25 protein-coding genes are annotated in these 25,373 nt (G+C 72.8%); 10 read left to right on the top strand and 15 right to left on the bottom strand.

The features are described 5' to 3' along the window. Positions 1-17: 17 nt before the first annotated feature. The gene (gene pcp / locus ACIGNX_RS33830) at positions 18-650 is read right to left on the bottom strand and encodes a pyroglutamyl-peptidase I (RefSeq protein ID WP_396545484.1); all 633 of its coding nucleotides are present in this window, start codon (positions 648-650) and stop codon (positions 18-20) included. Positions 651-668: 18 nt separating this feature from the next. On the opposite strand from pcp, the gene ACIGNX_RS33825 reads away from it, so the two are divergent. Then, positions 669-1,640 carry an endonuclease/exonuclease/phosphatase family protein gene (locus ACIGNX_RS33825; protein WP_396545482.1) on the top strand — a complete coding sequence of 324 codons (972 nt, stop codon included), beginning with the start codon at positions 669-671 and terminating at the stop codon, positions 1,638-1,640. Here the strand turns inward: ACIGNX_RS33825 and ACIGNX_RS33820 are convergent. Genes ACIGNX_RS33820 through ACIGNX_RS33805 form a run of 4 tightly spaced genes read right to left on the bottom strand, consistent with a single transcriptional unit; the run spans position 1,612 to position 4,846 of the window. Next, positions 1,612-2,409, bottom strand: coding sequence for an SIR2 family NAD-dependent protein deacylase (locus ACIGNX_RS33820; RefSeq protein ID WP_396545480.1), 798 nt, complete (start codon positions 2,407-2,409; stop codon positions 1,612-1,614). The two genes, ACIGNX_RS33825 and ACIGNX_RS33820, sit on opposite strands and share 29 nt — an antisense overlap. Positions 2,410-2,419: 10 nt before the next feature. Continuing rightward, entirely contained in the window at positions 2,420-2,728 is a 309-nt protein-coding gene (locus ACIGNX_RS33815) for an antibiotic biosynthesis monooxygenase family protein (RefSeq protein ID WP_396545478.1), read from the bottom strand. 10 nt (positions 2,729-2,738) lie between these two features. Further along, entirely contained in the window at positions 2,739-3,350 is a 612-nt protein-coding gene (locus tag ACIGNX_RS33810) for a CGNR zinc finger domain-containing protein (protein WP_396545476.1), read from the bottom strand. Between the two features lie 17 nt (positions 3,351-3,367). After that, the gene (locus ACIGNX_RS33805; RefSeq protein ID WP_396545474.1) at positions 3,368-4,846 is read right to left on the bottom strand and encodes a M1 family metallopeptidase; all 1,479 of its coding nucleotides are present in this window, start codon (positions 4,844-4,846) and stop codon (positions 3,368-3,370) included. 17 nt (positions 4,847-4,863) lie between these two features. Here ACIGNX_RS33805 and ACIGNX_RS33800 point away from each other — a divergent pair, with 17 nt between their 5' ends. Then, on the top strand, positions 4,864-5,610 hold the full coding sequence (locus ACIGNX_RS33800; protein WP_396545472.1) for an alpha/beta fold hydrolase: 747 nt from the start codon (positions 4,864-4,866) through the stop codon (positions 5,608-5,610). Here ACIGNX_RS33800 and ACIGNX_RS33795 read toward each other — a convergent pair. Both ACIGNX_RS33795 and ACIGNX_RS33790 read right to left on the bottom strand, forming a co-directional pair. After that, the gene (locus tag ACIGNX_RS33795; protein WP_396545470.1) at positions 5,559-6,056 is read right to left on the bottom strand and encodes a 2'-5' RNA ligase family protein; all 498 of its coding nucleotides are present in this window, start codon (positions 6,054-6,056) and stop codon (positions 5,559-5,561) included. The two genes, ACIGNX_RS33800 and ACIGNX_RS33795, sit on opposite strands and share 52 nt — an antisense overlap. Positions 6,057-6,059: 3 nt before the next feature. After that, complete coding sequence (locus ACIGNX_RS33790) at positions 6,060-6,935, bottom strand: A/G-specific adenine glycosylase (RefSeq protein ID WP_396545468.1); 876 nt, start codon at positions 6,933-6,935, stop codon at positions 6,060-6,062. 145 nt (positions 6,936-7,080) lie between these two features. Here ACIGNX_RS33790 and ACIGNX_RS33785 point away from each other — a divergent pair, with 145 nt between their 5' ends. Continuing rightward, on the top strand, positions 7,081-7,734 hold the full coding sequence (locus tag ACIGNX_RS33785) for a hypothetical protein (RefSeq protein WP_396545466.1): 654 nt from the start codon (positions 7,081-7,083) through the stop codon (positions 7,732-7,734). A 26-nt stretch (positions 7,735-7,760) separates the two neighbouring features. Here the strand turns inward: ACIGNX_RS33785 and ACIGNX_RS33780 are convergent, their stop codons facing one another. From ACIGNX_RS33780 to ACIGNX_RS33760, 5 genes are all read right to left on the bottom strand, one after another. Further along, a complete protein-coding gene (locus ACIGNX_RS33780) occupies positions 7,761-8,789 on the bottom strand; it encodes an LLM class flavin-dependent oxidoreductase (protein ID WP_396545464.1) in 1,029 nt (342 codons plus the stop codon). An 84-nt stretch (positions 8,790-8,873) separates the two neighbouring features. Then, the gene (locus ACIGNX_RS33775) at positions 8,874-9,923 is read right to left on the bottom strand and encodes an NAD-dependent epimerase/dehydratase family protein (protein WP_396545462.1); all 1,050 of its coding nucleotides are present in this window, start codon (positions 9,921-9,923) and stop codon (positions 8,874-8,876) included. A gap of 86 nt (positions 9,924-10,009) precedes the next feature. Beyond that, complete coding sequence (locus ACIGNX_RS33770) at positions 10,010-10,684, bottom strand: DUF1990 family protein (protein ID WP_396545460.1); 675 nt, start codon at positions 10,682-10,684, stop codon at positions 10,010-10,012. Between the two features lie 158 nt (positions 10,685-10,842). After that, on the bottom strand, positions 10,843-11,946 hold the full coding sequence (locus tag ACIGNX_RS33765; RefSeq protein WP_396545458.1) for a LacI family DNA-binding transcriptional regulator: 1,104 nt from the start codon (positions 11,944-11,946) through the stop codon (positions 10,843-10,845). Between the two features lie 107 nt (positions 11,947-12,053). Further along, a complete protein-coding gene (locus ACIGNX_RS33760) occupies positions 12,054-13,103 on the bottom strand; it encodes a LacI family DNA-binding transcriptional regulator (RefSeq protein ID WP_396545456.1) in 1,050 nt (349 codons plus the stop codon). Between the two features lie 225 nt (positions 13,104-13,328). Between ACIGNX_RS33760 and ACIGNX_RS33755 the strand changes: the two genes are divergently transcribed. The 7 genes from ACIGNX_RS33755 (at position 13,329) to ACIGNX_RS33725 (ending at position 20,591) form a co-directional block, all read left to right on the top strand. After that, positions 13,329-14,585 carry an extracellular solute-binding protein gene (locus tag ACIGNX_RS33755; RefSeq protein ID WP_396545454.1) on the top strand — a complete coding sequence of 419 codons (1,257 nt, stop codon included), beginning with the start codon at positions 13,329-13,331 and terminating at the stop codon, positions 14,583-14,585. A 63-nt stretch (positions 14,586-14,648) separates the two neighbouring features. Further along, positions 14,649-15,569 (top strand): carbohydrate ABC transporter permease, encoded by a 921-nt coding sequence (locus tag ACIGNX_RS33750; protein WP_396545452.1) that lies wholly within the window; start codon positions 14,649-14,651, stop codon positions 15,567-15,569. Beyond that, positions 15,569-16,489, top strand: a complete 921-nt coding sequence (locus tag ACIGNX_RS33745; protein WP_396545450.1) for a sugar ABC transporter permease — start codon at positions 15,569-15,571, stop codon at positions 16,487-16,489. Before ACIGNX_RS33750 ends, ACIGNX_RS33745 begins: the two co-directional genes overlap by 1 nt. 262 nt (positions 16,490-16,751) lie before the next feature. After that, positions 16,752-17,852 (top strand): ABC transporter ATP-binding protein, encoded by a 1,101-nt coding sequence (locus tag ACIGNX_RS33740; protein WP_396545448.1) that lies wholly within the window; start codon positions 16,752-16,754, stop codon positions 17,850-17,852. 161 nt (positions 17,853-18,013) lie between these two features. Then, the gene (locus ACIGNX_RS33735) at positions 18,014-18,943 is read left to right on the top strand and encodes a metal ABC transporter solute-binding protein, Zn/Mn family (protein ID WP_396545446.1); all 930 of its coding nucleotides are present in this window, start codon (positions 18,014-18,016) and stop codon (positions 18,941-18,943) included. Beyond that, a complete protein-coding gene (locus tag ACIGNX_RS33730) occupies positions 18,940-19,758 on the top strand; it encodes a metal ABC transporter ATP-binding protein (protein WP_396545444.1) in 819 nt (272 codons plus the stop codon). Before ACIGNX_RS33735 ends, ACIGNX_RS33730 begins: the two co-directional genes overlap by 4 nt. Then, positions 19,758-20,591: a metal ABC transporter permease gene (locus tag ACIGNX_RS33725; protein WP_396545442.1), complete on the top strand. Its 834-nt coding sequence runs from the start codon at positions 19,758-19,760 to the stop codon at positions 20,589-20,591. The genes ACIGNX_RS33730 and ACIGNX_RS33725 overlap by 1 nt, the downstream gene beginning before the upstream one ends. Before the next feature lie 35 nt (positions 20,592-20,626). Here ACIGNX_RS33725 and ACIGNX_RS33720 read toward each other — a convergent pair whose 3' ends face one another. The 3 genes from ACIGNX_RS33720 to ACIGNX_RS33710 all read right to left on the bottom strand — a co-directional run bounded on the left by ACIGNX_RS33720 (position 20,627) and on the right by ACIGNX_RS33710 (position 25,315). Then, positions 20,627-22,117 carry a GGDEF domain-containing protein gene (locus ACIGNX_RS33720; RefSeq protein WP_396545440.1) on the bottom strand — a complete coding sequence of 497 codons (1,491 nt, stop codon included), beginning with the start codon at positions 22,115-22,117 and terminating at the stop codon, positions 20,627-20,629. A gap of 191 nt (positions 22,118-22,308) precedes the next feature. Then, a complete protein-coding gene (locus ACIGNX_RS33715) occupies positions 22,309-23,502 on the bottom strand; it encodes an MFS transporter (RefSeq protein ID WP_396545438.1) in 1,194 nt (397 codons plus the stop codon). A gap of 391 nt (positions 23,503-23,893) precedes the next feature. Continuing rightward, positions 23,894-25,315, bottom strand: a complete 1,422-nt coding sequence (locus tag ACIGNX_RS33710) for an MBOAT family O-acyltransferase (protein WP_396545436.1) — start codon at positions 25,313-25,315, stop codon at positions 23,894-23,896. Between the last annotated feature and the right edge of the window lie 58 nt (positions 25,316-25,373).

Genomic DNA, 25,373 nt, shown 5'->3' with positions numbered 1-25,373 from the left:
CGTTGCGCGTGCCGGGGTCAGTGCAGGGTGCCGGCGGTGGTCCGCAGGTCGACCGCGGTGGTCGACGCCGTGCGCACGATCAGCTCCAGCGCCCGCGCCGTGGTGGCGACGGGCAGGCCGGGCAGGCCGCGGCCCTCGGCCTGCTCCGGCGAGAACGGCACGTGCACGAACCCGCCGCGCACGCCGGGGTGCTCGGTCGCGACCAGGTGCATCAGGCCGTAGAACACGTGGTTGCACACGAACGTGCCCGCCGTGTGCGACACCGACGCGGGGATGCCCTCGGCCTCCAGCGCGGCCACGCACGCCTTGACCGGCAGCCCGGTGAAGTACGCCGCCGGCCCGCCCGGCACCACCGGCACGTCGACGGGTTGCGCCCCGGCGTTGTCCGGGATGCGGGCGTCGTCGAGGTTCACCGCCACGCGCTCCGGCGTGACCCCGGCCCGCCCACCGGCCTGCCCCACGCACACGACCAGGTCGTACGGGCGGGCGGCCAGCGCGTCGCGCAGCAGGGCGATCGAGTCGCCGAACACGCACGGCAGCCGCAGCCGCGTCAGCTCGTAACCGTCCGGTCGCACCGCGTCGACCGCGTCCCAGGAGGGGTTGACGCCCTCGCCGTCGAACGGCTCGAAGCCCGTCAGCAAAACGTCCACTCGGGCAGACTAGAACGCGTGGTCGACATCGAGGAACGCCGCACCAAGCGCAAGGGGACGACGTTCCTGCTGGTCGTGGCGGCCATCGCGTTCCTGCTCGCGGCCTTCACGCGGCTGCTCGGCATCGACGGCACCCGGCACATGGTGGCGACGACCGCCCTCACGCCCTACTTCACGGCGGCGGGCGTGCTGCTGGGCGCGGTGGCGCTGCTCGCGCGGCGCTGGGCGGTCGGCACGGTGACGCTGCTGGTCGCCGCGGTGCTGGTGGCGGCGGTCGCGCCGCGGGCGTTCCCCGACCCGCGCCCGGTGGCGGTGGGCCGCGAGGTGACCGTGATGTCGCTGAACCTGCTGGTCGGCACGGCCGAGGCGGAGGCCGTCGTGGCGGCGGTCCGGGAGCGGCGCGTGGACGTGCTGGCGCTGCAGGAGTTGTCGCCCGCGATGGTGCGCGACCTCGACCGCGCGGGCCTGGCCGAGGTGCTGCCGTACCGGCACTTCCTGGACGAACCCGGCGGTTCGGGGTCCGGCATCGCGTCGCGCTACCCGGTGTCGCCGCGCGCGCTCGCCGCGCCCAGCACGCTGCGCCAGGCGGGCGCGCTGGTCGACCTGCCCGGCGAGGACCTGGAGCTGGTGTCGGTGCACCCGCTGCCGCCCGTGGTCGACGAGGGGCCGGAGCACTGGCAGCGCGACCTGGCGGGCCTGCCGAAGCGGGTGCTGGGCGGGCCGGTGCGCGTGCTGGCGGGCGACTTCAACGCCACGCTGGACCACGTGGGCCTGCGCCGGCTGCTCACGAGCGGTTACGTCGACGCGGCCGACCAGGTCGGCGCGGGCCTGGACCCGACGTGGCCGTCCGGTGCCCTCTGGCCGCCGCCGGTGACCATCGACCACGTGCTGGTGGACGACCGGTGCCCGGTGGAGGGCTTCACCGTGCTGGACGTGCCCGGGACGGACCACCGGGCGATCGTCACCCGATTCGTGCTGCCAGCGCGGTGAGCGCCGCCAGCGCCCCCATCGGCAGCGACACCCCGCGCCCGTGCCGGACCTCCGGCTCGCGCGGGTTGATCCGGACCAGCGCGCCCGACGCGGCGGCGGCCAGCTCGGCCTGACGCCGGACGGTCGGCACCGCGACGCCCGCCCCGATCTCCAGCACGGCCAGGTCGCGGTGCGCCCGCCGCCACCGCGCGAGGTCGTCCAGCGCCTTCTGCGACGGGCCGCCGAGCCACGACCAGTCGCCGAACATGAGGATGTTCGGCCGGGCCAGGCCACCGCAGTTGCGGCACGACGGCAGCGGTCCGGTGGCGCGCATCGTCACCGGGTCGACGTCCACCACGACGTCGTCGGTGGGCCACACCTCGTCGGTGCACGGCTCCACGCACTGGAGGTGGTGGATCGACCCGTGCACCTCGGCCACGTCGGTGAACCCGGCGCGCTGGAACTGGCCGTCCACGTTGGACGTGAACACCCGCGCGCCCCACCCCCGCAGCACGCGAAAGCCGTCGTGCGGGGTCGTGCGCCGGTACAGGTCGAGCCGGTGGCCGTAGAAGCCCCAGGCCAGCGCCGGGTCCTCCACGAAGTGCGCCGGGTCGGCCAGCTCCTCGAACCGCAGCCCCAGCCGCTCGTAGGGAGGGTAGGCCGCCCAGAAGCCGGTCGCGCCGCGGAAGTCGGGCAGGCCCGAGTCGACGCCCATCCCGGCGCCCGCGCACACCAGCACCGCGTCGGCGTGCCGGATCAGCTCCGCCGCGCGGTCGAGCGCCTCCTCCACCCCGCCGGGGTCACTTCTTGGGCGCGGAGCTGAGCACGACCTCGAACTCCAGCAGGTCCGAGCCGGTGCCCACGGGCTTGGCGCGCTCGCCGGAGTGCGCCTCCTTGGCCCGGCCGCCCATCCAGTTGCGGAAGTCCTCCTCGGTCTCCCACTGGGTCACCACGAAGTACCGGTCGTCGCCCTTGACCGGCCGCAGGAGCTGGAAGCCGAGGAAGCCGGGCTCGGAGTCCACGGCGCCCAGCCGCGCGGCGAACCGCTTCTCCAGCTCGGGGCCGGAGCCGTCGGGCACGTGGATCGCGTTGATCTTCACAACCGCCATGCCACCGACGTTACTGGGCGCGGGCCGGTCGCGTCTCGTGACGGGCCCGGTGGGCGCGGACCTTGTGGCGGTTGCCGCACCGCTCCATGGAGCACCAGCGCCGCTTGCCGGACCGGGAGGTGTCCAGGAACACGAGTTGGCAGTCGGCCGCCGAGCACTCGCGCACGCCGCCGCCCGCGACCAGCCCGACCGCGTCGCGGGCCGCCGCGCCGAGGACCTGCGCGCCGGTGATGGGCCTCGCCCACGCCACCGCGCGCGTGGCCGGGTCGAGGACCGGCCGGGGCGTCTCGGCGGTGGCGGCGTTGAGCACGTCGAGGTCGCCGGCCGGGACGTCGGCACCGCGGGTCATCGCCCGGGCGATCCGCCAGAACGCGTCGCGCAGCTCCTTGACCGCGGCCAGCTCCGCTTCGGTGACCCGCACGTCGGCCGCCGTGAACGGCGCGGTGGTGGTCAGGCGGGAGTCGGCCAGCCACGTCGCCAGGTCGTCCGGCCCGTGCAGCACCTCGTACCGCCGGTACTCGCCCGGACCGCCGCTGAGCAGCAGCTCCAGCGCGAAGCTGCCGGGGTCGAAGCCCCAGGTCTGCCCGTCGCGGCCGGTCAGCGTCCTGGTCCACGTGGTCATGTAACCACTGTAACCGGTTACCGGCGGAGGGCTCCCGGGTACAGGAACTCGTCGGCGGGCACCCGGTCGCCCCGGAACCAGGCGGCGAAGAAGCCGTCGAGGTCCTGCCCGGACACGCGCTCCGCGTGCGCCTCGAACTCCGGCCACGACGCGTTGCCGCCCCGGTGCCCGGCGATCCACTCCTTCAGCACCCGGTCGAACGCCGCGTCACCCACCTGCCGGCGCAACGCGTGCAGGGCGAGCTGGCCCTTGTCGTAGACCCCGCGGAACTCGTTGCCGCGGCCCATGTCGTAGAGCTTGCGGTTCCAGTAGGTGTCGCGGTCCCCGACCCGCCGGACCTCGTCGCGGTACCGCTGGTCCAGGTCGACGCCGTCCTTCGCCTCCGCCCACAGCCACTGCGCGTAGGAGGCGAAGCACTCGTTCAGGCAGATGTCGGCCCAGTTCACCACGCTCACCGAGTCGCCGAACCACTGGTGGGCGTTCTCGTGCACGACGGTGTCGAGGTCGGCCCAGCCGGCGTACACCGGCCGGGTCTGCGTCTCCAGCGAGAAACCGATGTCGTCGGCCAGGAAGATCCCGCCCGCCGAGCTGAACGGGTAGGGCCCGAACCTCTCGGCCAGGAACGACAGCACCTCGGGCAGCCGCCGCTGGTGCTCCCGGCCGTTCTCCGCGCCGGGCGCGTAGGCGTCCACCACCGGCGTGCCGTCGGGCAGGGTGGACCGCTCGACCGTCCACCGGTCGATCGCGATCGTGGTCAGGTAGGTCGCCATCGGCTGCTCGGCGACCCAGCGGAACGACGTCCAGCCCGCCTCGGTGGTCGGGTTCCCCCCGATGCCGTTGGACACCACCGACCAGCCCTCCGGCACGCGCGCGGTCAACGCGAACGACGCCTTGTCGCGCGGGGTGTCGTTGGCCGGGAACCAGGTGGTCGCCGAGTGCGGCTCGCCCGCCGCGAACGCGCCACCGGTCTTGGACACCTGCCAGCCGCTGCGACCCAGCGCCCGGTCGGCGAACAGGGTCGGCTCGCCGCCGTACCGGACGGTGGTGGTGAACTCCTCGCCGCCGGTCAGGGGCGCGTCGGGCGTGATCACCAGCTCGTGGTCGCCCTCCTGGCGGAACGCGGCGGCCCGGGCGCGCACCTCCACCGCGTCGACCTTCAGCGCGTACAGGTCGAGGTTGAACCGGGCCAGGTCGGCGGTCGCCCTCGCGGTGATCGTCGCGACGCCGTCCAGCCGCTTGGTCGCCGGGTCGTAGGTGACCGACACGTCGTAGGCGCCCACGTCGTAGCCGCTGTTGCCGTCCTGCGGGTAGTACGGGTCGCCCGCGCCGTCGCCGCCCCGCGCGTCGACCACCGGGGGAGCTGTCGTCGCCGTCGGCGCGGCGGTCGACCGGTCGGTCGGCCGGTCCCGGGGCAGCTCCGCCACCACGATCCCGGCCACCACCAGCACCACGATGACGACGATCAGGTACGGGCGCGCCCGGGGACTGATGGCCATGCCGACATGATGCACGCATGAGCGTCGCGGAGTTCGGGGGATCGGGGCAGGGCATCCTGCTCCTGCACGGCCTGATGAGCCGGGCGAGCACGTGGTGGACGGTGGCGCAGTGGCTCAAGCCCTACGGGCGGGTGGTCGCGCCGGACGCGCGCGGGCACGGCCGCAACCCGGTGCGGGGGCCGTTCCGCACCGAGGACTTCGTCGCCGACGCGGCCGGGGTGATCGAGCGCCACGACCTCGCGCCGGCCGTGGTGATCGGGCACTCGATGGGCGGGCTGCACGCGTGGGCGCTCGCCGCGACCCGGCCGGACCTGGTGCGCGCGGTGGTCGCCGAGGACGTGGTGCCGGACAACCGGGGCCGCACGGTCGAGGAGTGGAGGTGGTACTTCGACACCTGGCCGCCGGTGTTCGAGTCCCTGGCGCACGTGCGGACCGTCGTGGACGTGCCGCGGGTGGAGGAGCTGTTCGAGGAGCGCGAGGACGGCTGGCACCTCATCGCGCACCTGTCCGACCTGTACGAGATCGCCTCCGAGTGGGGCGAGCGGGACTACTGGCACTTCGTGGACGCGATCCGCTGCCCGATGCTGGTGGTCGAGGCCGGGCTCGGCGGCCTGCGGGCCGGGCAGATGGCCGAGGTGGCGCGGCGGACCGGTGCGGCGCACCTGGTGGTGCCGGAGTCCGGGCACGTCGTGCACGACCAGGCACCGGAGGTCTACCGGGGCGCGGTGGAGGCGTTCCTGAGCGGTTCGATCGACCCGGTCTGAGTGTCGACGATCGCCGGCTCGCGGACCCTCGCCCGGATCGGCGTGATCGGGTGCAGCTCGGCGAACGCGGCCGCCACCGCGTCGCCCTCGCCGTCGAGCAGGACGCAGTGCGGCACCCAGCTGCCCGGCAGGTGCCGGGCGGAGGGGTTCTTCACGCGGCCGGCGAGCACGTCGTGCACGGCCGAGTGCACCGCCAGCAGCTCGGCGTCCACGACCGCGCCGAGCTGCAGGGTGCTGCCCGTGGCGCCCAGGGTGTGCAGCCAGAGGTCCGGCAGCCACAGCCGGGACAGGTCCTCGCGCAGCTCGGCGCGCACCTTCGGGCCGATCACGCCCGCCGACGCGTAGGTCAGGTGGGGCGGCAGCCCGGACCGCGCGCCGATGCGCCGCCACAGCGCCCGCACCGCCCGGTCGGCCTCGTCGTCGAAGAACAACACCAGCGCGTGCACGGGTCAGTGCTCCCCGGGCAGCGCGAACAGGCCCGCCTCGGTCTGCTCGACCAGGCCGTCGGCCAGCAGCGAGTGCAGGCACCGGTCCCGCTGGCCCGCGTCCGACCAGACCAGGTCGAGCCGCGCCTTCGGGACCGGCTCGGCCGTGCCGCGCAGCACGTCCAGCAGCAGGCCGCGCACCTGCCGGTCGGTGCCCGCGAACTTCTGCACCGCCTTCGCCGGGCCGTCGTAGGCGGGGCGGCCGTTGAGCTGCCACGCGCAGGCGTCGAACACGGGGCAGTCGGCGCACTTGGGCGCGCGGGCCGTGCAGACCAGCGCGCCCAGCTCCATCAGGGCGGCCGAGTACGCGGCGGCGCGTTCGTCGGTCTCCGGGAGCAGCGCCTCGACGTCCTTCAAGTCCTTGGTGGTCGACGGCGGTCCCGCGTCACCCGCCCCGTGCACCGCCCGCGCCACGACCCGGCGCACGTTCGTGTCCACGACCGGGCACCGGCGGCCGTAGGCGAACGCGGCCACCGCCCGCGCCGTGTACGCGCCGATGCCGGGCAGCGCCAGGAGGGTGTCCACGTCGCTCGGGACGACGTCGTCGTGGTGCTCGGCGATGGCCTGCGCGGCGGCGTGCAGCCGCAGGGCGCGGCGCGGGTAGCCGAGCTTGCCCCAGGCGCGCAGCACCTCGCCCTGGCCCGCCCGCGCCATCGCCGAGGGCGTCGGCCAGCGGGCCAGCCACTCGCGCCAGATCGGCTCGACCCGGGCCACGGGCGTCTGCTGCAGCATGATCTCGCTGACCAGCACGCCCCAGGCCGTGCACTCCGGTCGGCGCCAGGGCAGGTCGCGGGCGGTGTCGGCGAACCAGTCGAGGAGGAGGTCGGCGTCCAGGCTCATAGCGCCCCACAGTCTTCCACGCGGGGGAACCGCTCCGGCCGGACGACCGGGTCGGGGCCGATGACCTGGCCCGACGTCACGTTCATTACATCGGGTGATCCGGATTGGAGCGATCATTCCACCCGACCCGGCTACCTTCGACGGCGTGACCGAGCACACAGGCCCGCTCCCGCGGTCGGTGTACTGGAGGCGGCGCGCGCTGGCGGTCGGCGGGTCCGTGGTCGCCCTGGTGCTCGTCGTGTGGCTGGTCGCCCTGGTGGCCGGCCGCGGCGACCCGCCGCCGGTGCCGGCGCAGCCGTCGTCCCGCCCGCCGGAGCCCGCCGACGCCCCCGTGGCCGCCGCGTCCCCCGCGACCACCGCGCCGCCCGCCCCGGCTTCGCCGTCGCCGACCCTGCCACCCGGCCCGCCGCCGGCGTGCGAGGACGCGCAACTCGCCGTGGCCGCCGAAGTGGACCGCCCGTCGACCCCGGCCGGGCAGGCCGTGCGGTTCACGATCGCCGTCTCCAACACCGGTCCGTTGCCCTGCGCCAAGGAGATCGGGCGGCGGGTGCGGGAGCTGGTCGTGACCGGCGTGGACGGCGTGACCCGGCTGTGGTCGAGCAACGACTGCTTCGTCGCGGACGGGTCGGAGGTGCGGGTGCTGCGACCGGGGGAGCGGTTCGCGTACGGCATCCAGTGGGCCGGGGTGACGTCCGAACCCGGTTGCCGGAAGCAGTCGCGGGTGGGTGCCGGTGACTACCTGCTGACGGCGGTGGTGGCGGGCAGGGCGAGCAATCCGGTGATCTTCCGGGTGACGTGAGGGGCCGCGAGGGCCCTTCGGGTTTTTCAGCCCCCGTCGACGCTCGGCTTCCAGCCCAGCGCCGGACCGAGCGCGCCGGCGATGTCGGTGAGGATCTGCTCGTAGTCACCCGCCTCGAACGTGAACGGCAGCGCGAAGGCGACCTCGTCCACCTCCCGGAACCCCGCGTGCGCGGACAACCGCTCGGCGATCTCCTCCGCCGGTCCCACGAAGTCGGGCGAGAACAGCAGCCCGGCGGGCCCTTGGGGCGTGGCCGTGCGCGGCAGTCGGGCGGCGGCGTACGCCTCGTACTTCGCCCGCTGCGACGCGGTGGCCGAGTCGGTCGGGATGACCACGAGGCCCTGGGAGACCCGGGCGCGGTCGCCGTCCGGGTGGGCCGAGCGGAAGGCGAGGATCTGGTCCCGCTGGATGTCCGCGAACCCGGTCCGGCCCTCGGCCTTCACCACGCTGCTCACGAGCAGGTTCAGCCCGTGCTCACCGGCCCAGCGGGCGGAGCCGAAGCTGCCGCCCCCGTACCAGAGCCGGTCGGCCAGGCCGGGGGAGTGCGGCTGGACCCGGTCGGAGAAGACCTCGATGCCCTCCGTGCCGCGGAAGTCGGTGACGGGTTCGCCGCGCACGTGGGCGAGCAGGCGCTCGACCCGGCGGTGGGTGAAGTCCTCGGCGTCGGCGGTGTCGGGGTAGAGGGCTTCCCGGACGCGGTCGAAGTGCATCGGTGGCCCGACGCTCACGCCGGGGTTGAGCCGGCCGCCGGACAGCACGTCCACGGTCGCCAGGTCCTCGGCCAGGCGCAGCGGGTTCTCCCAGCCGAGCGGGATGACGGCGGTGCCCAGGTCGATCCGGCTGGTGCGCTGGGTGGCGGCCGCGAGCACCGCGACGGGCGAGGAGATGCCGAACTGGAGGTGCCGGTGGCGCACCCAGGCGCTGTCGAACCCCAACCGCTCGCCCAGCTCGATCACCCGCAGCGTGGCCTCGTGCCCGCGACGCGGGTCGGCCTCGTCGAACAGGCCGATGGTGAGGAACCCGAGCTTGCGCAGCGGTCGTGAAGGCGGCGGCATGCCTCGATTCTCACCTCCGCCGGAGGTACGTCCACTGGGTGGAACAGCTACGCGACGAGGTGCCGGACCCGGCCCCGGGCCACGTCAGGTCAGCCGGGCCGCCCGCCGGTCCTCCACCAACCGGTCCCGGCGCAGGGCGGGGCTCGGGCCGGGCGTGCCGCCGGCCAGCCCGGCGAGCTGCTCGCGGGCGCAGTCGAGGCTGTCGAACCGCGGGGACCAGCCCAGCTCCTCCCGCGCCCGCGTGGTGTCCACGAGCGGGGACCGGGTGCCGACGTCGAACCAGCCCGGCGACATGCCGAGCGCCCGCGCCCGCCACAGCAGCCCCACCGCGGCGCGCATCGCCGCCGCCGGGACCGGCACGGCCCGCGCGCCCGCCACCCCGGCGAGGTCGGCGGTGGTGAGGGTGTCCGCGGCCAGGTTGAACGCGCCCGCCGCCCGGCGGCGCAGGATGCGCACCACGGCGTCGCCGACGTCGTCGGCGTGCACGAGCTGGACGCGCATGCCCGCCGGCAGCGGCAGCAGCGGCACGCGGCCCTCGCGCACCTGCCGGATCAGCCACCCGGGCACCAGGGGGTCGAAGAACAGCGCCAGGAAGCTAGCCGACGCGGCGCTCTGCGCGACCAGCGTCGGCCGCACGACGGCGACCGCCGTGCCCGGGTTCTCGGCGACGAACCGGCGCAGCGCCGCCTCGACCTCGGCCTTGCCGACGCCGTACACCGAGCCGGGCACGCCCGTCGTGGGCCAGGTCTCGGGCACCGGCCCGTCACCACCGGGCGCGTACGCGGCGATGGAGGAGGTGTGCACGACGTGCGGCACGCCGGCGCGACGGGCGGCCTCCACCACGGTCGCGGTGCCCGTCTGGTTCGTGCGGTGCAGCCGCTCGCCCTGCCGGATCGGCTGGAACATCCACGCCGCGTGCACCACCGCGTCCGCGCCGGCCAGCGCCTCGCCGAGCACGTCGTGGGCGTTGTCCCCGCCGAGGTCGCAGGCGTGCCAGCGCACCCCGTCGAACGGCGGCCCGGGCGCGGGCGGTCGCCGGCAGATCCCGACGACCTCGTGGCCGCCGTCGGCCGCCAACGCGCGCAGCACGCCCGTCCCCACGTTGCCGGAAGCACCGGTGATCACGACTTTCACGGCGGGCTCCATCCGCTCGGGATCGGCCGATCGGCCTCGTCACCGGCGGCCTCGTCACCGGCTACCCGGCCGCACCCCCGCCAAGCTCACCGGATCGGGTTGGACAGGCTGAGGCTCCAGCGGCCCGGGCGCTCGACCGCGACCGGCGCGACCGCCACCACCGGCCCGCCGTGCGCGAGCAGCCGCAGCCGCTGCCCGGCGCGCCGGTAGAAGCGCAGCTGCACCCGTCGCCCGAACCAGCGCCACCCCCACCGCATCCACCACGGCGCCCGCGGGTGCAACTGCGAGTAGCTGCTCGCGACGAACTCGACCCGGCCGGTGTCGTGGTGCTTGACCAGCCGGTAGTCGACGCGCCCGCGTTCGAGGTGGCCTTCGAGCGTCTCGTAGCTCCACCCCCAGAGAGTGAGCCGGGCGCGGGCGTCGTCGCGCACGTCGGTGACCCGCACGCCCATCAGGAACCGCAGGCCGGGCAGCCGGGCCTGCAGCAGCATGTCCCGCCCGAGCAGGGCGGAGCCGGTCTCGTAGTACGCCCGGATGATCTCGGGCGGGCTGAACTCGTAGGCGGCGACCAGCTCCCGCGCGCGCTGCCACAGCCCGTCGCGCTCCGGCGGGCCGGGCGTCTCGGTGCCGAGGTCGTGCCGGTGCACGTCGAACACCCAGCGCGGCTCGCGCACCTCGGCCGGGTCGTAGTTGAGCCCGCGGTCGCGCAGGCCGCGCAGCAGCGCGCCGACCTCCGTCCGACCGGACAACGTCACCCGCACGAGGACTCCTCGGTTCCCGGAGCACGTGGGCTACCCGCCACCGCCCGGTCCAACCGGCCGCGTCACCCGCGAGGCGTTCCCCCGACGGGCGAACGACGGCAGGGGTCCCCTGGAAAGGGGAACCCTGCGGTGCGTCGGGAGAGATCAGGCCCGCGGGTTCACGGGCCGAACCAGCGCTCCTCCGCCGTGCCGCGCGGCGGGGCGGCGGTGGTGCCCTCGACCAGCTCGGTGGACAGCGTGACGGCCCGGGGGCGGGTGCGCTCGGCCGAGTCCAGCAGCAGCTTGCCCGCCGCGCGGCCCTTCTCCAGGACGGGCTGGCGGACCGTGGTCAGGCCGGCCTGCTCCGCCTCGCGGATGCCGTCGAACCCGGTGACGGTGATGTCCGCGGGCACGCGCAGGCCGCGCCGCCGCAGCTCGGCCATCGCGCCGAGGGCCAGTATGTCCGAGGTGCAGATCAGCGCGGTGATCTGCGGGTCGCGCTCCAGCACCTGCGCGGCCGCCGACGCGCCGGAGGCCATGGTGTGGTCGAACCGCTCCGCCACCGGCACGGTCGCCCAGTCCACGCCGACCGACGCGAACGCCTGCGCCAGGCCCGCCAACCGGGACCGCTGCACGTGGAAGTGCGCGGCCTGCTGGCGCTCCGGCGTCACGAAGTCGTCGTTGCGGTCCCGGGCCAGCCGCATGCACACCACGCCGACCCGCCGGTGCCCCAGCGAGATCAGGTGCTGCGCCAGCGCGTGCATGGCCGCCTGGTCGTCGATGCCGACGCGGTCGACGTTGCCCAGGTCGGGCTGGTCGCACACGACCGTCGGCACGGGCCGCTCCAGCACCGCCGCCAGGTGGGGGTCGTCGTCGGGCACCGAGTACACGACGAAGCCGTCCACCCCGGCCCGGTGCACGGCCGCCACGTCCTCGCGCTCGGGGTTCGCGGGCACCAGCAGCAGCCCGGTGCCGGCGTCCTCGCACGCGAGGGCCAACCCCTCCAGGAACCCGATCGCCGCCGGGTCGCGGAACGCGTAGGAGAGGTTCTCGGTGAGCAGCAGGCCCACCGCGCCCGCTTTCCTGGTCCGCAGGGAACGGGCCACCGGGTCGGGCCCCGGGTACCCGAGTCGTCTCGCTGTCTCCAACACCCGGCGTCGCAGCTCCGGCGAGAGCTGGTCGGGACGGTTGTACGCGTTGGACACCGTTGTCCGGGAAACACCCAGCTCCGCCGCCAGTGAGGCGAGCGTCGCGGGGCGTCGCACATGCATCGACCGCGCCATGAAGTGACCGTAACGGTTCAGAACCAATTACAGAAGTGGGGGTGACGGGCGTCCCTTTAATTATTCATCGGCGCAGGTCGGAATTGGTTACCCTCCGGTACAGTGGTCTAAACCAATGGGGGTGCGGCGGACGACTCGCGCACCACCAGCCGAGGCCGGAAAACACGCGTGTAGTTCCCCGCCGGGCGCCTGCGCCGATCCGGGTCCAACCGGTGCACCAACTCGTCCACGGCCGCCGCCGCCATTTCCTCGATCGGCTGCGCCAGGGTGGTCAGCGACGGCGAGCAGTACGACGCCAGCGGGATGTCGTCGAACCCCACCACCGACAGGTCGCGCGGCACGGCCAGCCCCCGCCGGTGCGCCTCCCGCAGCACGCCGATCGCCATGTGGTCCGACGAGCAGATCACCGCCGTCGGCCGCACGGTGTCCAGCAGCGCCGACACCGCCTCCGCCCCGCCCTCGGGCCCGAACGGCGCGTGCGCGACGAAGTCCGACGTCGCCGGCAGGCCGTCCTCCTCCAGCGCCGCCGCCCACCCGGCCCGCTTCAGCCGCGACGGCAGCGAGCGCGCCGGCCCCGACACGAACCCGATCCGCCGGTGGCCCAGCTCCACCAGGTGCCTGGTCGCCGCGTAGCCGGCGTGCTGCTCGTCCACGGTCACGTCCGGCACGTCCAGCGACGGCGTGGCCCCGTTGACGAACACCATGTGCACGCCGTCGGCCAGCAGCTTGGCGTAGTACGACGGGCGCGGCGCCTGCCCGAGCGGCACCTCGACGTTGGTGATCTCCGGCGACACGAACACCATGCCCTCGACCCCGCGGGCGAGGAGCATCCGCACGTACTCCTCCTCGCCCATGGCGCCCGCGCCGGTCGCCCGCGTGTTGCACAGCAGCGACGAGTAGCCGAGCCGGGCCGCGCGCACCTCCAGCGCCTCGGCGAACGCCGGGAACACGGGGTTGGACAGCTCCGGCACGAGGAGCCCGATGACGCCGGTCCGCTGGAGCGCGCCGAGCCCGCGGGGCGTGTAAGGCATTTCCGCAAGCACCGCGAGCACCTTCTGGCGCGTCTCGTCGTTCACGCCCGCCCGGCGGTTGAGCACCCGGCTGACCGTCGAGATGCTCACCCCGGCTGCCCTGGCGATCTCGGACAGACCGGACACCCTGCCTCCTCACCCGACTCCTGGTGACGTGCAGCCTGCCGTCCACGGCAAATTTTTGCAACGCCCACCGTGGTTTCCGCCGCCCCGACTGCTCCGTTACGGCTTGGTTACGTCAAGCCCCTTGACCCGGCCCTGGTCGGCGGGATGAAATCCGCGGCAACAATTTCGCAAGTTCTTGCAAGAGCCTTCATCCCGGTGGAGGCCGCAGGAGGGACGACAGCAACGATGCGACGTACCACCCTCGTGACCGCAGTGGCGGCAGCCTCCGCCCTCGTCCTCACCGCGTGCGGTGGTGGCGGCGGCGGATCGGCGTCCGGTGACTCCGGCGAGATCACCTTCTGGGACACCAGCGGCCCCAACGAGAGCCCCGTGTTCTCCGCCATCGCGCAGGAGTGCGCGACCAAGGGCGGCTACCGGGTCAAGACCGAGACCGTCGCCTTCGACCAGGCGCTCAACAACTACCGGACGGCCGCGCAGGGCGGCCAGGGCCCGGACGTCTTCCGCGCCGAGGTCGCGTGGGTGCCGCAGCTGGCCAAGCTCGGCTACCTCGTCGACCTCGGCGGCACGCGGCTCGCCTCCGACACCTCCGACTTCCTGGAGACGCCGCTCGGCTCGACGAAGTTCGACGGCAAGACCTACGGCGTGCCCCAGGTGACCGACTCGCTGGCGCTGTTCTACAACAGGAAGCTGCTCGCCGACGCGGGCGTCGAGCCGCCGAAGACGTGGGACGACGTGAAGGCCGCCGCCGCGAAGCTCGGCGGAGAGAAGACCATCTTCATCAACAACGACGCCTACTACGCGCTGCCGTTCATCTACGGCGAGGGCGGCGACCTGGTCGACGCCGACGCCAAGAAGATCGTGGTCAACTCCGCGGACAACGTGAAGGCGCTGGAGACCGCGAAGGGCCTGCTGGACGCCAAGGCCGCGTCCACCGCCCTCGACCCGGCGAACTCCTACAACAACATGCAGGCCGCGTTCACCTCGGGCGAGGTCGCCATGGTCGTCAACGGCCCGTGGTCGGTCGCCGACTACCTCAAGGGCACGGCGTTCGCCGACGCCTCGAACCTGGGCATCGCGCCCGTGCCCGGCTCGGCCGCGGGCGAGGGCTCCGCGCCGGTCGGCGGCCACGACTACGTCATCCGCCAGGGCACCAGGGCCAAGGACTCGGCGGTCGAGTTCATCGCCTGCATGAGCAGCACCGAGTCCCAGGCGCGGGTGGCCAGGGAGCTGGGCCTGCTGCCCACCCGCAAGTCGGCCTACGACAACGCCGACGTGAAGGCCAACGCCGTCGTGTCCGCGTTCCAGCCGGTCGTCACCTCGGCCCACCCGCGCGCGTGGATCCCCGAGGGCGGGCAGCTGTTCGACCCGCTCAAGGTCGCCTACGCCGACGTGCTGGCCGGCAAGAAGGACGCCAAGGCGGCGCTGGACGAGGTCGCCAAGGCATACAAGGACACCGTCGTCCCCGAGTACACCGTCGGCTGACCATCCCCCGCCGCGCCGGTCCGCACGTGGACCGGCGTGGCGGGGCGGCGAAGGGAGACCCCGGTGCGCAGGTTCCTGGACCGGCACTGGTACGCGTACGCGATGGTGCTGCCGGTCGTGGTGGTCATCGCGGTGTTGGTGCTGTACCCGCTCGCGCAGGGCGTGTTCTTCACCTTCACCGACATCAACGAGGGCAACATCGCCAACCCGATCCTCGACCGGCCGGCGACCTACGTCGCCGTCGGCCTGGACAACTACCTGAACATCCTCTCCGGCGACGCGAGCTACGGCGCGTTCTGGGGCACGCTCGTCCGCACGCTGATCTGGACCTTCGGCTGCGTCCTCTGCCACTACGCGATCGGCCTCGGCCTCGCGCTGCTGCTCAACCGCGAGGTGCGCGGCCGGGCGGTCTACCGGGTGCTGCTGATCCTGCCGTGGGCCGTGCCCGCGTTCATCAGCGCGTTCGCCTGGAAGTACATGTTCAACGCGCAGTACGGGATCATCAACCAGTTCCTGCGGTTCCTCGGCGTGGACGACCCGCCGGTGTGGCTCGGCCAGTCGAACTGGGCGCTGGCCGCGGTGATGGTCGTCAACATCTGGCTCGGCGTGCCGTTCATGATGGTGGCGCTGCTGGGCGGCCTGCAGTCGATCCCGGTCGACCTGTACGAGGCCGCCGAGGTCGACGGGGCGACGGCGTGGCAGCGGTTCCGCGACGTGACGCTGCCCGGCCTGCGGTCGGTGTCCGGCACCGTGGTGCTGCTGGGCGTCATCTGGACGTTCAACATGTTCGCGGTCATCTACCTGGTCACCGGGCCGAACCCGAACACCCGCATCCTGGTGACCTACGCGTTCGAGCGGTTCTTCTCCGGCGCGTCCCGCGACTTCGCGGTGGCGTCGACCTACGGCGTGCTGGTCCTGTCCGTGCTGCTCGTCTTCGCGGGCGTGTACCGGCGGGCCCTGCGCAGGCAAGGCGAGGTGTGGTGATGACGGTCGAAGCCGCGTCGGTGAAGTCGGTGAAGTCGGTGAAGTCGGTGGAGGCGGTCCGGCCGGTCCGCGCGCGTCGGCGCTCGGAGCGGTCGGTCGGGGCGAGCGCCGGGCTGCACGCGGCGCTCGTGGTGGCGTCGCTGATCGCCGTGTTCCCGGTGTTCTGGGTGCTGGTGACGTCGTTCAAGCCGGACGCCAAGGCCGTGGAGACCACGCCGAAGCTGCTCAACGACTCCACCCTGGGCAACTACGCGCGCATCCTGGCGGGGGAGAAGGGCGACTTCCTGGCGTGGTTCGGCAACTCGGTGCTGATCGCGCTGATGACCACGCTGCTGGCCGTGTTCCTGTCCGCGACGACCGGTTACGCGGTGTCCCGGTTCCGGTTCCCGGGCAAGCGGTCGCTGATGCTGTCGTTCCTGGTCGTGCAGATGTTCCCGTTCGCGGTGCTGATCGTGCCGCTGTACAACATCCTGCTGGCGCTCGGGTTGCAGGGCACGTCGCTCGGCCTGGTGCTGGTCTACTGCACGACCGCCGTGCCGTTCTGCACCTACATGCTCAAGGGCTACTTCGACACCATCCCCGGCGACATCGACGAGGCGGGGCGGGTGGACGGCCTGTCGCCGTTCGGCGTGTTCTGGCGGCTGGTGCTGCCGCTGGCCCGGCCGGGGCTGGCCGTGACGGCGTTCTACGCGTTCCTGACGGCGTGGGGCGAGGTGGCGTTCGCGTCGGCGTTCCTGTCGGCGGCGGACGAGTCGAAGACGCTGGCGGTCGGCCTGCAGGTGTTCGTGCAGCAGAACCGGACCGAGTGGGGCCACCTGGCGGCGGCCTCGATCCTGGTCGCGATCCCCGCGATCGCCGTGTTCTACCTCGTGCAGCGGTTCCTGGTGACGGGCCTGTCGTCGGGCGCGGTCAAGGGGTAGCGGCGGGCGGCGGCCACCTACCGGTCGCCGCCACCGGCCACCGCCCCACCGAGCGCCGCCCCACCGCGCGGACGTGGACCAATCCCGGTCGATCCGACCGGGGATCACGGCCTCGGGTCGCGTTCCACGACTTCACAGTGTGTGCGTGCGGTGGTGCGGCACCTATTGAGATCGATTCAGAAACGTACCAATCCACCTGTTCCCGTAAGCGCTTGCAATCCCTACCGTTACCCGAAAGCGTGACAGCGAAAGGTGCGTTTCAATGGCTGAGGTCGCCTACGTCAAGGCTTCGCGGGTCTTCTCCGGCAACCCGCCGGTCCGCGCGGTGGACGAGTTGTCCCTGGACGTCACCGACGGTGAGTTCCTGGTCCTGGTCGGTCCGTCCGGCTCCGGCAAGTCGACCGCGCTGCGGATGCTCGCGGGCCTGGAGGACGTCGACGAGGGCGCTATCCACATCGGCGGCAAGGACGTCACGAACGTGCCGCCCAAGGGCCGCGACATCGCGATGGTGTTCCAGTCCTACGCGCTGTACCCGCACATGACGGTCGCCGAGAACATGGGCTTCGCGCTCAAGCTGCGCGGCGTCAACAAGGCCGAGATCAAGGAGAAGGTCGCCGAGGCGGCCAAGATGCTCGACCTGACCAAGTACCTCGACCGCAAGCCGAAGGCGCTGTCGGGCGGTCAGCGGCAGCGCGTCGCGATGGGCCGCGCGATCGTCCGCGAGCCCTCCGTCTTCCTCATGGACGAGCCGCTGTCCAACCTCGACGCGAAGCTCCGCGTGGAGACCCGCGCGAACATCGCCGCCCTCCAGGCGCGGCTGGGCACCACCACGATCTACGTCACGCACGACCAGGTCGAGGCCATGACCATGGGCCACCGGGTCGCCGTGCTCAAGGACGGCCTGCTCCAGCAGTGCGACACCCCGCGCGCGCTGTACGACAAGCCGGCCAACGCGTTCGTCGCCGGCTTCATGGGCTCGCCCGCCATGAACCTCAAGACCGTGCCGCTGACGTCGGAGGGCGCGAAGCTCGACGGCATCGTGGTGCCGCTGGAGCGCAGCGCGCTGGACAAGGCCGCGGCCGAGGGCCTGTCCGAGGTCACGTTCGGCATCCGGCCCGAGTCGCTGGCGCTGGTCGGCTCCCACGAGCACGGCATGGACATGACCGTCGAGCTGGTCGAGGAGCTGGGCGCGGACGCGCTCATGCACGGCTCGGTCCGCATCGGCGACGTGCCCGAGCGGTTCGTGGTCCGCGTCGACGGCCGCACGCCGCCGACCCTGGGCCAGACGGTCAAGGTCGCCGTGCGCGACGCCGGCGAGGTCCACCTGTTCCACCCGGAGTCGGGCTACCGCCTGACCAACTGACGACCCACCACGACAGGGGCCACCTCCCGTTCCGGCGGCAGGTGGCCCCTGTCGTGTGCGGTCAACACCCGGTCGGTGGACGCGGCGGTGGCGGAGCGTTCTAAACTGAACTCGACAACGGTTTCCATTCCCTCTCCGCCCACCTGTCGAGGAGTGTTCTCATGACCGTCCGCAACGTGCTGCTCGGCGCGGTTGCCGCCGCGACCGCCGTCGTCCTCACCGCGTGCGGAGCCCGGGACACCCCCGCGGCGGACGACGGCCGGATCGCCGTCGTCGCCTCCACCAACGTGTGGGGCAGCGTCGTCCAGGCCGTCGGCGGCGACGCCGTGCGCGTCCAGGCGCTCATCGACGACCCCGCCGGCGACCCGCACTCCTACGAGAGCAAACCGTCCGACCTGGCCGCCGTGCGCGACGCCCGGCTCGTCGTGTTCAACGGCGGCGGCTACGACGACTTCTTCGCCACCCTGCTCGGCCCCGAGACCGAGGGCGTCCGCAAGATCGAGGCGTTCCCGCTGTCGGGCAAGGCGGGCGACCACGAGGAGCCCGAGGCGGGCGCGGACGGCCATGACCACGCCGTCAACGAGCACGTCTGGTACGACTTCGAGACCGTCCGCGAGGTCGCCGACCAGGCCGCCGCCGACCTCGCCGCGATCGCGCCCGACAAGAAGTCGGCCTTCGAGGCCAACGCGAAGGGCTTCACCGACCGGCTCACCGGGCTGGAGCAGCGGGTCTCGGGCACGGGCGCGGGCAAGAAGGTGCTGGCCACCGAGCCCGTCGCGCACTACCTGCTCGACACCGCGGGCGTCGAGGACGTCACCCCCGAGTCGTTCAGCGACGCCGTCGAGCAGGAGACCGACATCCCCGCCGCCGCCCTTGCCGAGGTCACCCGCCTGGTCGAGCAGAAGCAGGTCTCCCTGCTGGTCGCCAACGCGCAGACCGAGAACGCCGGCACCCGGCAGGTGGTCGACGGGGCGAAGGCGGCGGGCGTGCCCGTCACCGAGGTGACCGAGACGCTGCCCGAAGGCGTCACGGGTTACCTTGATTGGATGACGAAGCAGGTCGACTCGCTGGTCGGGGCGCTGGCCGCATGACGGCCCAGGTGGCGGACCGGTCGACGCGCGCGGCCGTGGCGCTGCGCGGCGCGCGGCTCTCCTACGGCGCCCGCGTGCTGTGGGACGGGCTGGACCTCGACGTCGCGCCCGGCGAGTTCGTGGCCGTGCTCGGGCCCAACGGCTCCGGCAAGACCAGCCTCATCCGCGTGCTGCTCGGCCTGCAACCGCTGTCGGCGGGCACGGTCCACGTGGCGGGCGGCAACCGGCGCATCGGCTACGTCCCGCAGCAGCGGGCCCTCGACTCGACCCTGGCCCTGCGCGGGCGCGACCTGGTCGGGTTCGGCCTGGACGGGCACGCCTGGGGCGTCGGCTGGCGCACCCGGCGGGAACGCCGGGCCAGGGTGGACGCGGCGCTGGAGGCCGTCGGCGCGACGAGGTACGCCGACGAGCCGGTCGGCCTGCTCTCCGGCGGCGAGCAGCAGCGGCTGCGGGTGGCGCAGGCCCTCGTCGGCGACCCCGAGGTGCTGCTGTGCGACGAGCCGCTGCTCTCGCTCGACCTCGCCCACCAGCGCGTGGTCAGCGACCTGATCGACGCGCGCCGCCGGGCCGCCGGCACGGCCGTGCTGTTCGTGACCCACGAGATCAACCCGGTCCTGCCGCTGGTCGACCGGGTGCTGTACCTGGTCGACGGCCGGTTCCGGATCGGCACGCCCGCCGAGGTGATGACCTCGCGGACGCTCACCGAGCTGTACCGCACGAACGTCGAGGTGGTCCGCGTGCGCGACCAGATCCACGTGGTCGGCGCGCAGCACGTGTGCGAGGAGGAGCCGCACCACGTGGCGGATGAGGGCTGATGGACAACTTCTTCGACGTCGGGCTCACGCTCGAACTGCTGGGCTACGTCCAGCCGATGCTCATCGCGGGCGCGGTGCTCGGGGTGGTCGCGGGCCTGCTCGGGCCGCTCGTGGTGACCCGGCGGATGGCGTTCGCCGTGCACGGCACGAGCGAGCTGGCGTTCACCGGCGGCGCGGCGGCCCTGCTCGTCGGCGTCGGCGTCGGGTACGGCGCACTGGCCGGCTCGGTGATCGCCGCGCTGCTGCTGGGGCTGCTGAGCAGGCGCGACTCCGACCGCGACTCGGTCATCGGCGCGATCCTCGCGTTCGGCCTGGGCCTCGGCGTGCTGTTCCTCGCCCTGTACCCCGGGCGGGCGGCGAACAAGTTCGGCCTGCTCACCGGGCAGGTGGTCAGCGTCGGGTCGACCGACCTGTGGCTGCTGATCGGCTCGTCCGCGGCCGTGCTCGCGGTGCTGGCGGTCATCTACCGGCCGCTGCACTTCGCCAGCGTGGACGCCGCCGTGGCCACCGCCCGCGGGGTGCCGGTGCGGGCGCTGTCGGTGGTGTTCGCGGTGCTGGTGGGCGTGGCGACGGCGTTGAGCGTGCAGCTCGTCGGCGCGCTGCTCGTGCTGTCGCTGATGATCACGCCCGCGGCGGCGGCGACCCGGGTCACCGCGAGCCCCGTGCGGGCCACCGTGCTGTCCGTGGTGTTCGCCGAGGTCGCGGTGCTGGGCGGGATGCTGCTCTCGCTCGCGCCGGGCATGCCGGTGAGCGCGTTCGTCACCGCGATCTCGTTCCTGATCTACCTGGTCTGCCGGGTGGCGGGCGGCAAGCGGGAGCGGGTCGCCGCCTGAGGGCGCCACGCCGACCGGGCTCACACCGACGGGGCTCACGCCGTGCGGGTGACCCCGGCGGCTTCGCCCTGGTCGACGGGCTCGTCGGCCACGGCCTGGTCCACCCGCGGCGCGGGCAGCAGCCGGATCTCCCCGCCGGCGACCCGCACCTGGTTGCGCCCGTTCTCCTTGGCCGCGTAGAGCGCCGCGTCCGCGCAGTGCTGCGCGTCCTGCAGGCAGTCGCCGTTGTCGGGCAGCACCGCCACGCCGATGGACGCCGAGATGGCGCGCACCTCCGGCCCGTCCGCCGTCAGCGGCAGGTTCCGGCCGCGCAGCGTGACGGTGTTGCGGTGCTTGTCCGTGGTCACCACGGACATCTCGCCGATCGCCTCGCGCACCCGCTCGGCGATGGCCGTGCCCTGGGCCAGGCCCGTGTCGGCGAGCACCACCACGAACTCCTCGCCGCCGTCGCGCCCGGCCACGTCACCCGGCCGCAGCTTCTCCCGCAGGATGCGGCCCACCTCGGCCAGCACGGCGTTGCCCGCCGGGTGGCCCCAGGTGTCGTTGATCCGCTTGAAGTGGTCCAGGTCGATGGCCAGCACGGTCACCGGTTGCCCGTCGTGGCGGCACCGGTCGGTGAGCCTGCCCCCGTACTCGGCCAGCCCGTTGGTGTTGAGCAGGCCGGTCCGGTAGTCGGTGTGCGCGTCCTCGGCCAGCCTCGCCTGGAGCTGCTCCTGCTCGCGCAGCAGCCGCTCCAGGTGCGCCCGGCGTTCGGCGGCGTGGTAGAGCAGCGAGTTCACCAGGATCACCGGGAACACCAGCAGCAGCGGACCGACCCAGTGGGTGGTCATCAGCATGCCCAGCATCGCGCCCGCGCCGAGCGTGCTCAGCTCCAGCATGTTGTCCGCCCGCGAGCCGATCAGCCTGCGGAAGCGGGTGCGCGGCGCGACGATCTTCGCCACTGCGGCGATGCTCAGGCCCTGCGCCGCCCAGTTCACCACGGCCGCCACCAGCAGCACGAGCACCAGCCCCAGGTCGGGCACGACCCGCCCGGTGGCCAGCAGCGACAGGCCCGACAGGTGCACCACGACCCAGGCGAGCATCGTGCCGCCGAGGATGCTCGCCGAGGAGAACACGAACCGGTACGGCTGCCGCCGCGCGATCGGCTGGATCAGGATCCGCATCCAGATGGTGACCAGCACGACCAGCGCGCCCGGCAGGGCTATCGCGGCCGCGAACGTCCACACCGAGGTCAGGTCGATGTGCGGGCCGGAGGACTCGTTGCGCCGGGACTCCTCGGCGCGCCGGACGATCAGGAGGTGGATGGTTATGGCCGACATCACCGCGACGAAGCGCATCCAGTCCGCGTCGGAGACCGTGTCCGCGGTGGTCGTCAGCAACCACACCGCCGCCGCGGCCACCGCCACCTCCACGCTGAAGAGGTAGCCGAGCGCCGCCGGGCGCAACTTCCACAGATCCCATTCGCGGACCGCGACCCGACTGACCGGGCCGGGTGGCTGCCGGTCGGTCGGACTGCTCTTCACCACGATCCCCTACCCTCTGCCCGACACCCGTGCGACGTGCTCGGTCCGCCGCCGCACTCCGGTTCGTAGGGCCCGCTCCGAGAAGGTGTTCGCCATGCGCAACCAGACCGAGTGCTCCTGCGTGCCCGCCGGCTAGCTGGCCGCAGTCGAGGGGCGCTTCATGATGGACAATCGCGTTCCGTGGTCACTCCGTTTCAGATGGCCACCGCCTCCGGTTCGTTCCGCGCCCTCGCCCGTCGCCACGCCACTGCGGCCTGGGTCGCGAGGAGGATGCCTATCCCGCCGGCGCCCGCGATGGTCGCGGTCACCGAACCGACCGTGTGCGCCACGACGCCCGCCGCCGCCATGCCGCCGCCCTGCGACGTGCGCAGCGCCGCCCGGCTGATGCCGTACGCCCTGCCACGGTAACCGTCGGGGAGAATCCGCATCCAGGCCGACCGCGCGGGCGTGTGGTAGGCGCCCGCCATGCCCGCGATCACCAGGAGGGCGATCGTCCAGGTCAGGTTGGGGTCGAGGGCGAACATGACCAGCGGCGCCAGGGACAGGATAGCCAGCGGCCCGATGAGCCGCTCGCGCTTGGCCGGGTCGCGGACCAGCCGGAACAGCAGGGCGACGCCCAGGACGTTCGCCGCGGGCTCGATGGCCAGGATGAGGCCGACCGCCCACACCGCGCCCAGGTCGTTCGCCAGCGGCACGGCCAGGCCCTCCGGGACCATCGCCAGGCCCGCGAGCAGCCGCACGCCCAGGAGGCTGCGCAGCCGCGGTTCGGACACGAGCAGGGTGAACGCGCCCCGCGGCCCCTCGGGGTCGCGCCGGCTGCCCAGCGGGTCCGCCGCGGGGCGGTACCGCACCGAGAACTGCACCAGCAGCGCGACCAGCACGAACGTGCCCGCGTCGATCGCCAGGGCCACGTGCGCGCCGGCCCCGGTGACCAGGAAGCCCGCGCCGGCGAGGCCCGCCATCTGCGCGACGTCCACCGACGTGCCGAACAGGGCCACGCCGTCGTCGTAGCGGTCGTCGGGCAGCACGTGCGGCAGGCTGGCCTCCTGCGCGGCCAGGAACGGCGACGCGATCATCAGGACGACGACCAGCAGCGCGATCATCACCCACAGCGGCACGTTCGGCAGCGCCATCAACGCCATCAGGGCGGCCTGCAGCCAGGCGCACCACACCATGACCGTGCGGCGGGGGAACCGGTCCGCGACCCAGCCCAGCAGCGGCCCGGAGACCAGCGGCGGGAACAGCGTCAACGACCACGTCAGGGCGGTCCACGCGGGCGACTGGGTGCGCTCGAACACCAGGAGGGAGAGCGCGACCGCGGCCAGCTGGTCGCCGACGGTGGACACCGTCGAGCCGATCCACAGGCCGCGGAACTCGCGGTTGCCCACGAGCGCGCGAACGGTCCCCCCGGAAGTCACAACTCCCCCAGGTCGCTCGGCACCGATGAGTGAGTCACGTTACCCCCACCCGAAGTAACAATTCCCTCGGTTAGCACGGTAGAAGCTGCCGGATGTGCAATCTCTGTCCTACCACACTGTGTACCCGAACGGAGCAGGTCGGTTACATAAAGTAGTTACAAGAGCGAAAAACCGCCCACTTATTCTTCACAGTTGACGGTAGGTGACACGGCGTGAGCAATCCTCGCCTACGCTACGTCGACCACGGCACCCATTGGGCACGGCGCGGTTGGGCCGACCGGTCCAGCGCGTTCCTGCCGTCGCCGAGGGCCGCCGCGCCCGGTGCAGCGTCAATTGTTGAACTTCGCCGGCGCGGCGATCTTCAGAACTGGTAGTAGAGGAACGGGCTGAACGTGCCGCTCGCGACGAGGATCGCCGCGTACGCGACGCCGACCGTCATCAGGGAGACCCTGGCCGCGGTGGCGACCCGATCCCGGGAAGACTCCAGGTAGGGGCCGCTCACCGGGTGGTCGGGCAGCGCGACGACCGCCAGCGCCAGCACCAGCAGCACAATGCGCTGATTCGTCGCCGCGGCGGCCACGGCCTCGGTCAGGCCGCTGAAATCCGGCCACACCAGGTGACCGATGATTGTGAACGCCGTGCCGAGATCGGCGGACCGGAAGAACACCCAGCCGATTACCACCAGCAGCATGGTCCCGGCGCGGCGGGCAATTCGGGTACGCGTAGTGACGGGCGCGGAATCCCAGCCGAATCGGCGCTCCAGCACGAGCAGCGCGCCGTGGAACAAACCCCACACCAGGAACGTCCAGTTGGCCCCGTGCCAGAAACCGGTCAGCACGAAAACGATCGACAGGTTCCGGTAGGTCTGCAGCACGCCGCCGCGGTTGCCGCCCAGCGGGATGTAGACGTAGTCGCGGAACCAGCGCGACAGCGACATGTGCCAGCGCCGCCAGAACTCCGTGACGGTGACCGACGAGTACGGGCGGGCGAAGTTCTCCGGCAGCCGGAAGCCCAGCATCCGGCCCAGGCCGATGGCCATGTCGGAGTAGCCGGAGAAGTCGAAGTACAGCTGCAGCGCGTACCCGACCGCGCCGAGCCAGGCGATGGCCGTGGTCATCCGGTCGGCCGGGGTGGCGAAGCAGGCGTCGACCATCGGCGCGAGCGAGTCGGCGACGATCACCTTCTTGCACAGGCCGAGCGCGAAGCGGGGGAACCCGGCCGCGATGTCGTCCCAGCGGTGCAGGCGGGGTTGCGGGAGCTGGTCGGCGATCTCCCGGTAGCGCACGATCGGGCCGGCCACGAGCTGCGGGAACATCGCGATGTAGGTGATGAACGCGACGGGCTCGCGCAGCGCCGGCCGTTCGCCCCGGTACACGTCGACCACGTACGAGATGTGGTGGAACGTGTAGAACGAGATGCCGATCGGCAGGGCGAGCTCCACCACCGGCAGGTCGGCACCCACGACCGCCGCGATGTCGTGCAGCTGCTCGGTCGCGAACCCCGCGTACTTCCAGATCAGGAGCACGCCCAGGTTCACCGCGATGGACCCGACCAGGACGAGCCTGCGGTCACCGGGCGTGCCCGGCTCGAGCCGCCGGCCGGCCAGGAAGTTGACCACCATGCACCCGAGCAGCAACAACGTCGTCCCGCCCGCGCCCGAGACGTAGAACAGCAGGCTCGCCACGGCGACCACGCCGTTGCGCCGGTTCCCGGGCGTGACGAGGACGGTCGCGAGCACGACCGGCAGGAAGAACCACAGGAAGAGCGGGCTGGCGAAGGACATCGCCGCAGACCTTATCCGCCGTCGAGGAGCGGCGGACGGGATCACCTCGCAAACCGCT

The sequence above is a fragment of the Actinosynnema sp. NPDC053489 genome (assembly GCF_044544865.1).
In the GTDB taxonomy this organism is placed as follows: domain Bacteria; phylum Actinomycetota; class Actinomycetes; order Mycobacteriales; family Pseudonocardiaceae; genus Actinosynnema.
Note: the sequence above shows the minus strand (reverse complement) of the source record. Positions and strands in the feature narration are given on the sequence as shown.

Excerpts from the sequence above, each read along its gene's own strand:
- ACIGNX_RS33740 (WP_396545448.1), top strand. The coding sequence starts at position 16,752 with ATGGCTGAGGTCGCCTACGTCAAGGCTTCGCGGGTCTTCTCCGGCAAC.
- ACIGNX_RS33755 (WP_396545454.1), top strand. The coding sequence starts at position 13,329 with ATGCGACGTACCACCCTCGTGACCGCAGTGGCGGCAGCCTCCGCCCTC.
- ACIGNX_RS33810 (WP_396545476.1), bottom strand. The coding sequence starts at position 3,350 with ATGACCACGTGGACCAGGACGCTGACCGGCCGCGACGGGCAGACCTGG.
- ACIGNX_RS33800 (WP_396545472.1), top strand. The coding sequence starts at position 4,864 with ATGAGCGTCGCGGAGTTCGGGGGATCGGGGCAGGGCATCCTGCTCCTG.
- ACIGNX_RS33805 (WP_396545474.1), bottom strand. The coding sequence starts at position 4,846 with ATGGCCATCAGTCCCCGGGCGCGCCCGTACCTGATCGTCGTCATCGTG.
- ACIGNX_RS33710 (WP_396545436.1), bottom strand. The coding sequence starts at position 25,315 with ATGTCCTTCGCCAGCCCGCTCTTCCTGTGGTTCTTCCTGCCGGTCGTG.
- ACIGNX_RS33735 (WP_396545446.1), top strand. The coding sequence starts at position 18,014 with ATGACCGTCCGCAACGTGCTGCTCGGCGCGGTTGCCGCCGCGACCGCC.
- ACIGNX_RS33745 (WP_396545450.1), top strand. The coding sequence starts at position 15,569 with ATGACGGTCGAAGCCGCGTCGGTGAAGTCGGTGAAGTCGGTGAAGTCG.
- ACIGNX_RS33730 (WP_396545444.1), top strand. The coding sequence starts at position 18,940 with ATGACGGCCCAGGTGGCGGACCGGTCGACGCGCGCGGCCGTGGCGCTG.
- ACIGNX_RS33765 (WP_396545458.1), bottom strand. The coding sequence starts at position 11,946 with ATGGCGCGGTCGATGCATGTGCGACGCCCCGCGACGCTCGCCTCACTG.
- ACIGNX_RS33790 (WP_396545468.1), bottom strand. The coding sequence starts at position 6,935 with ATGAGCCTGGACGCCGACCTCCTCCTCGACTGGTTCGCCGACACCGCC.
- ACIGNX_RS33780 (WP_396545464.1), bottom strand. The coding sequence starts at position 8,789 with ATGCCGCCGCCTTCACGACCGCTGCGCAAGCTCGGGTTCCTCACCATC.
- ACIGNX_RS33725 (WP_396545442.1), top strand. The coding sequence starts at position 19,758 with ATGGACAACTTCTTCGACGTCGGGCTCACGCTCGAACTGCTGGGCTAC.
- ACIGNX_RS33815 (WP_396545478.1), bottom strand. The coding sequence starts at position 2,728 with ATGGCGGTTGTGAAGATCAACGCGATCCACGTGCCCGACGGCTCCGGC.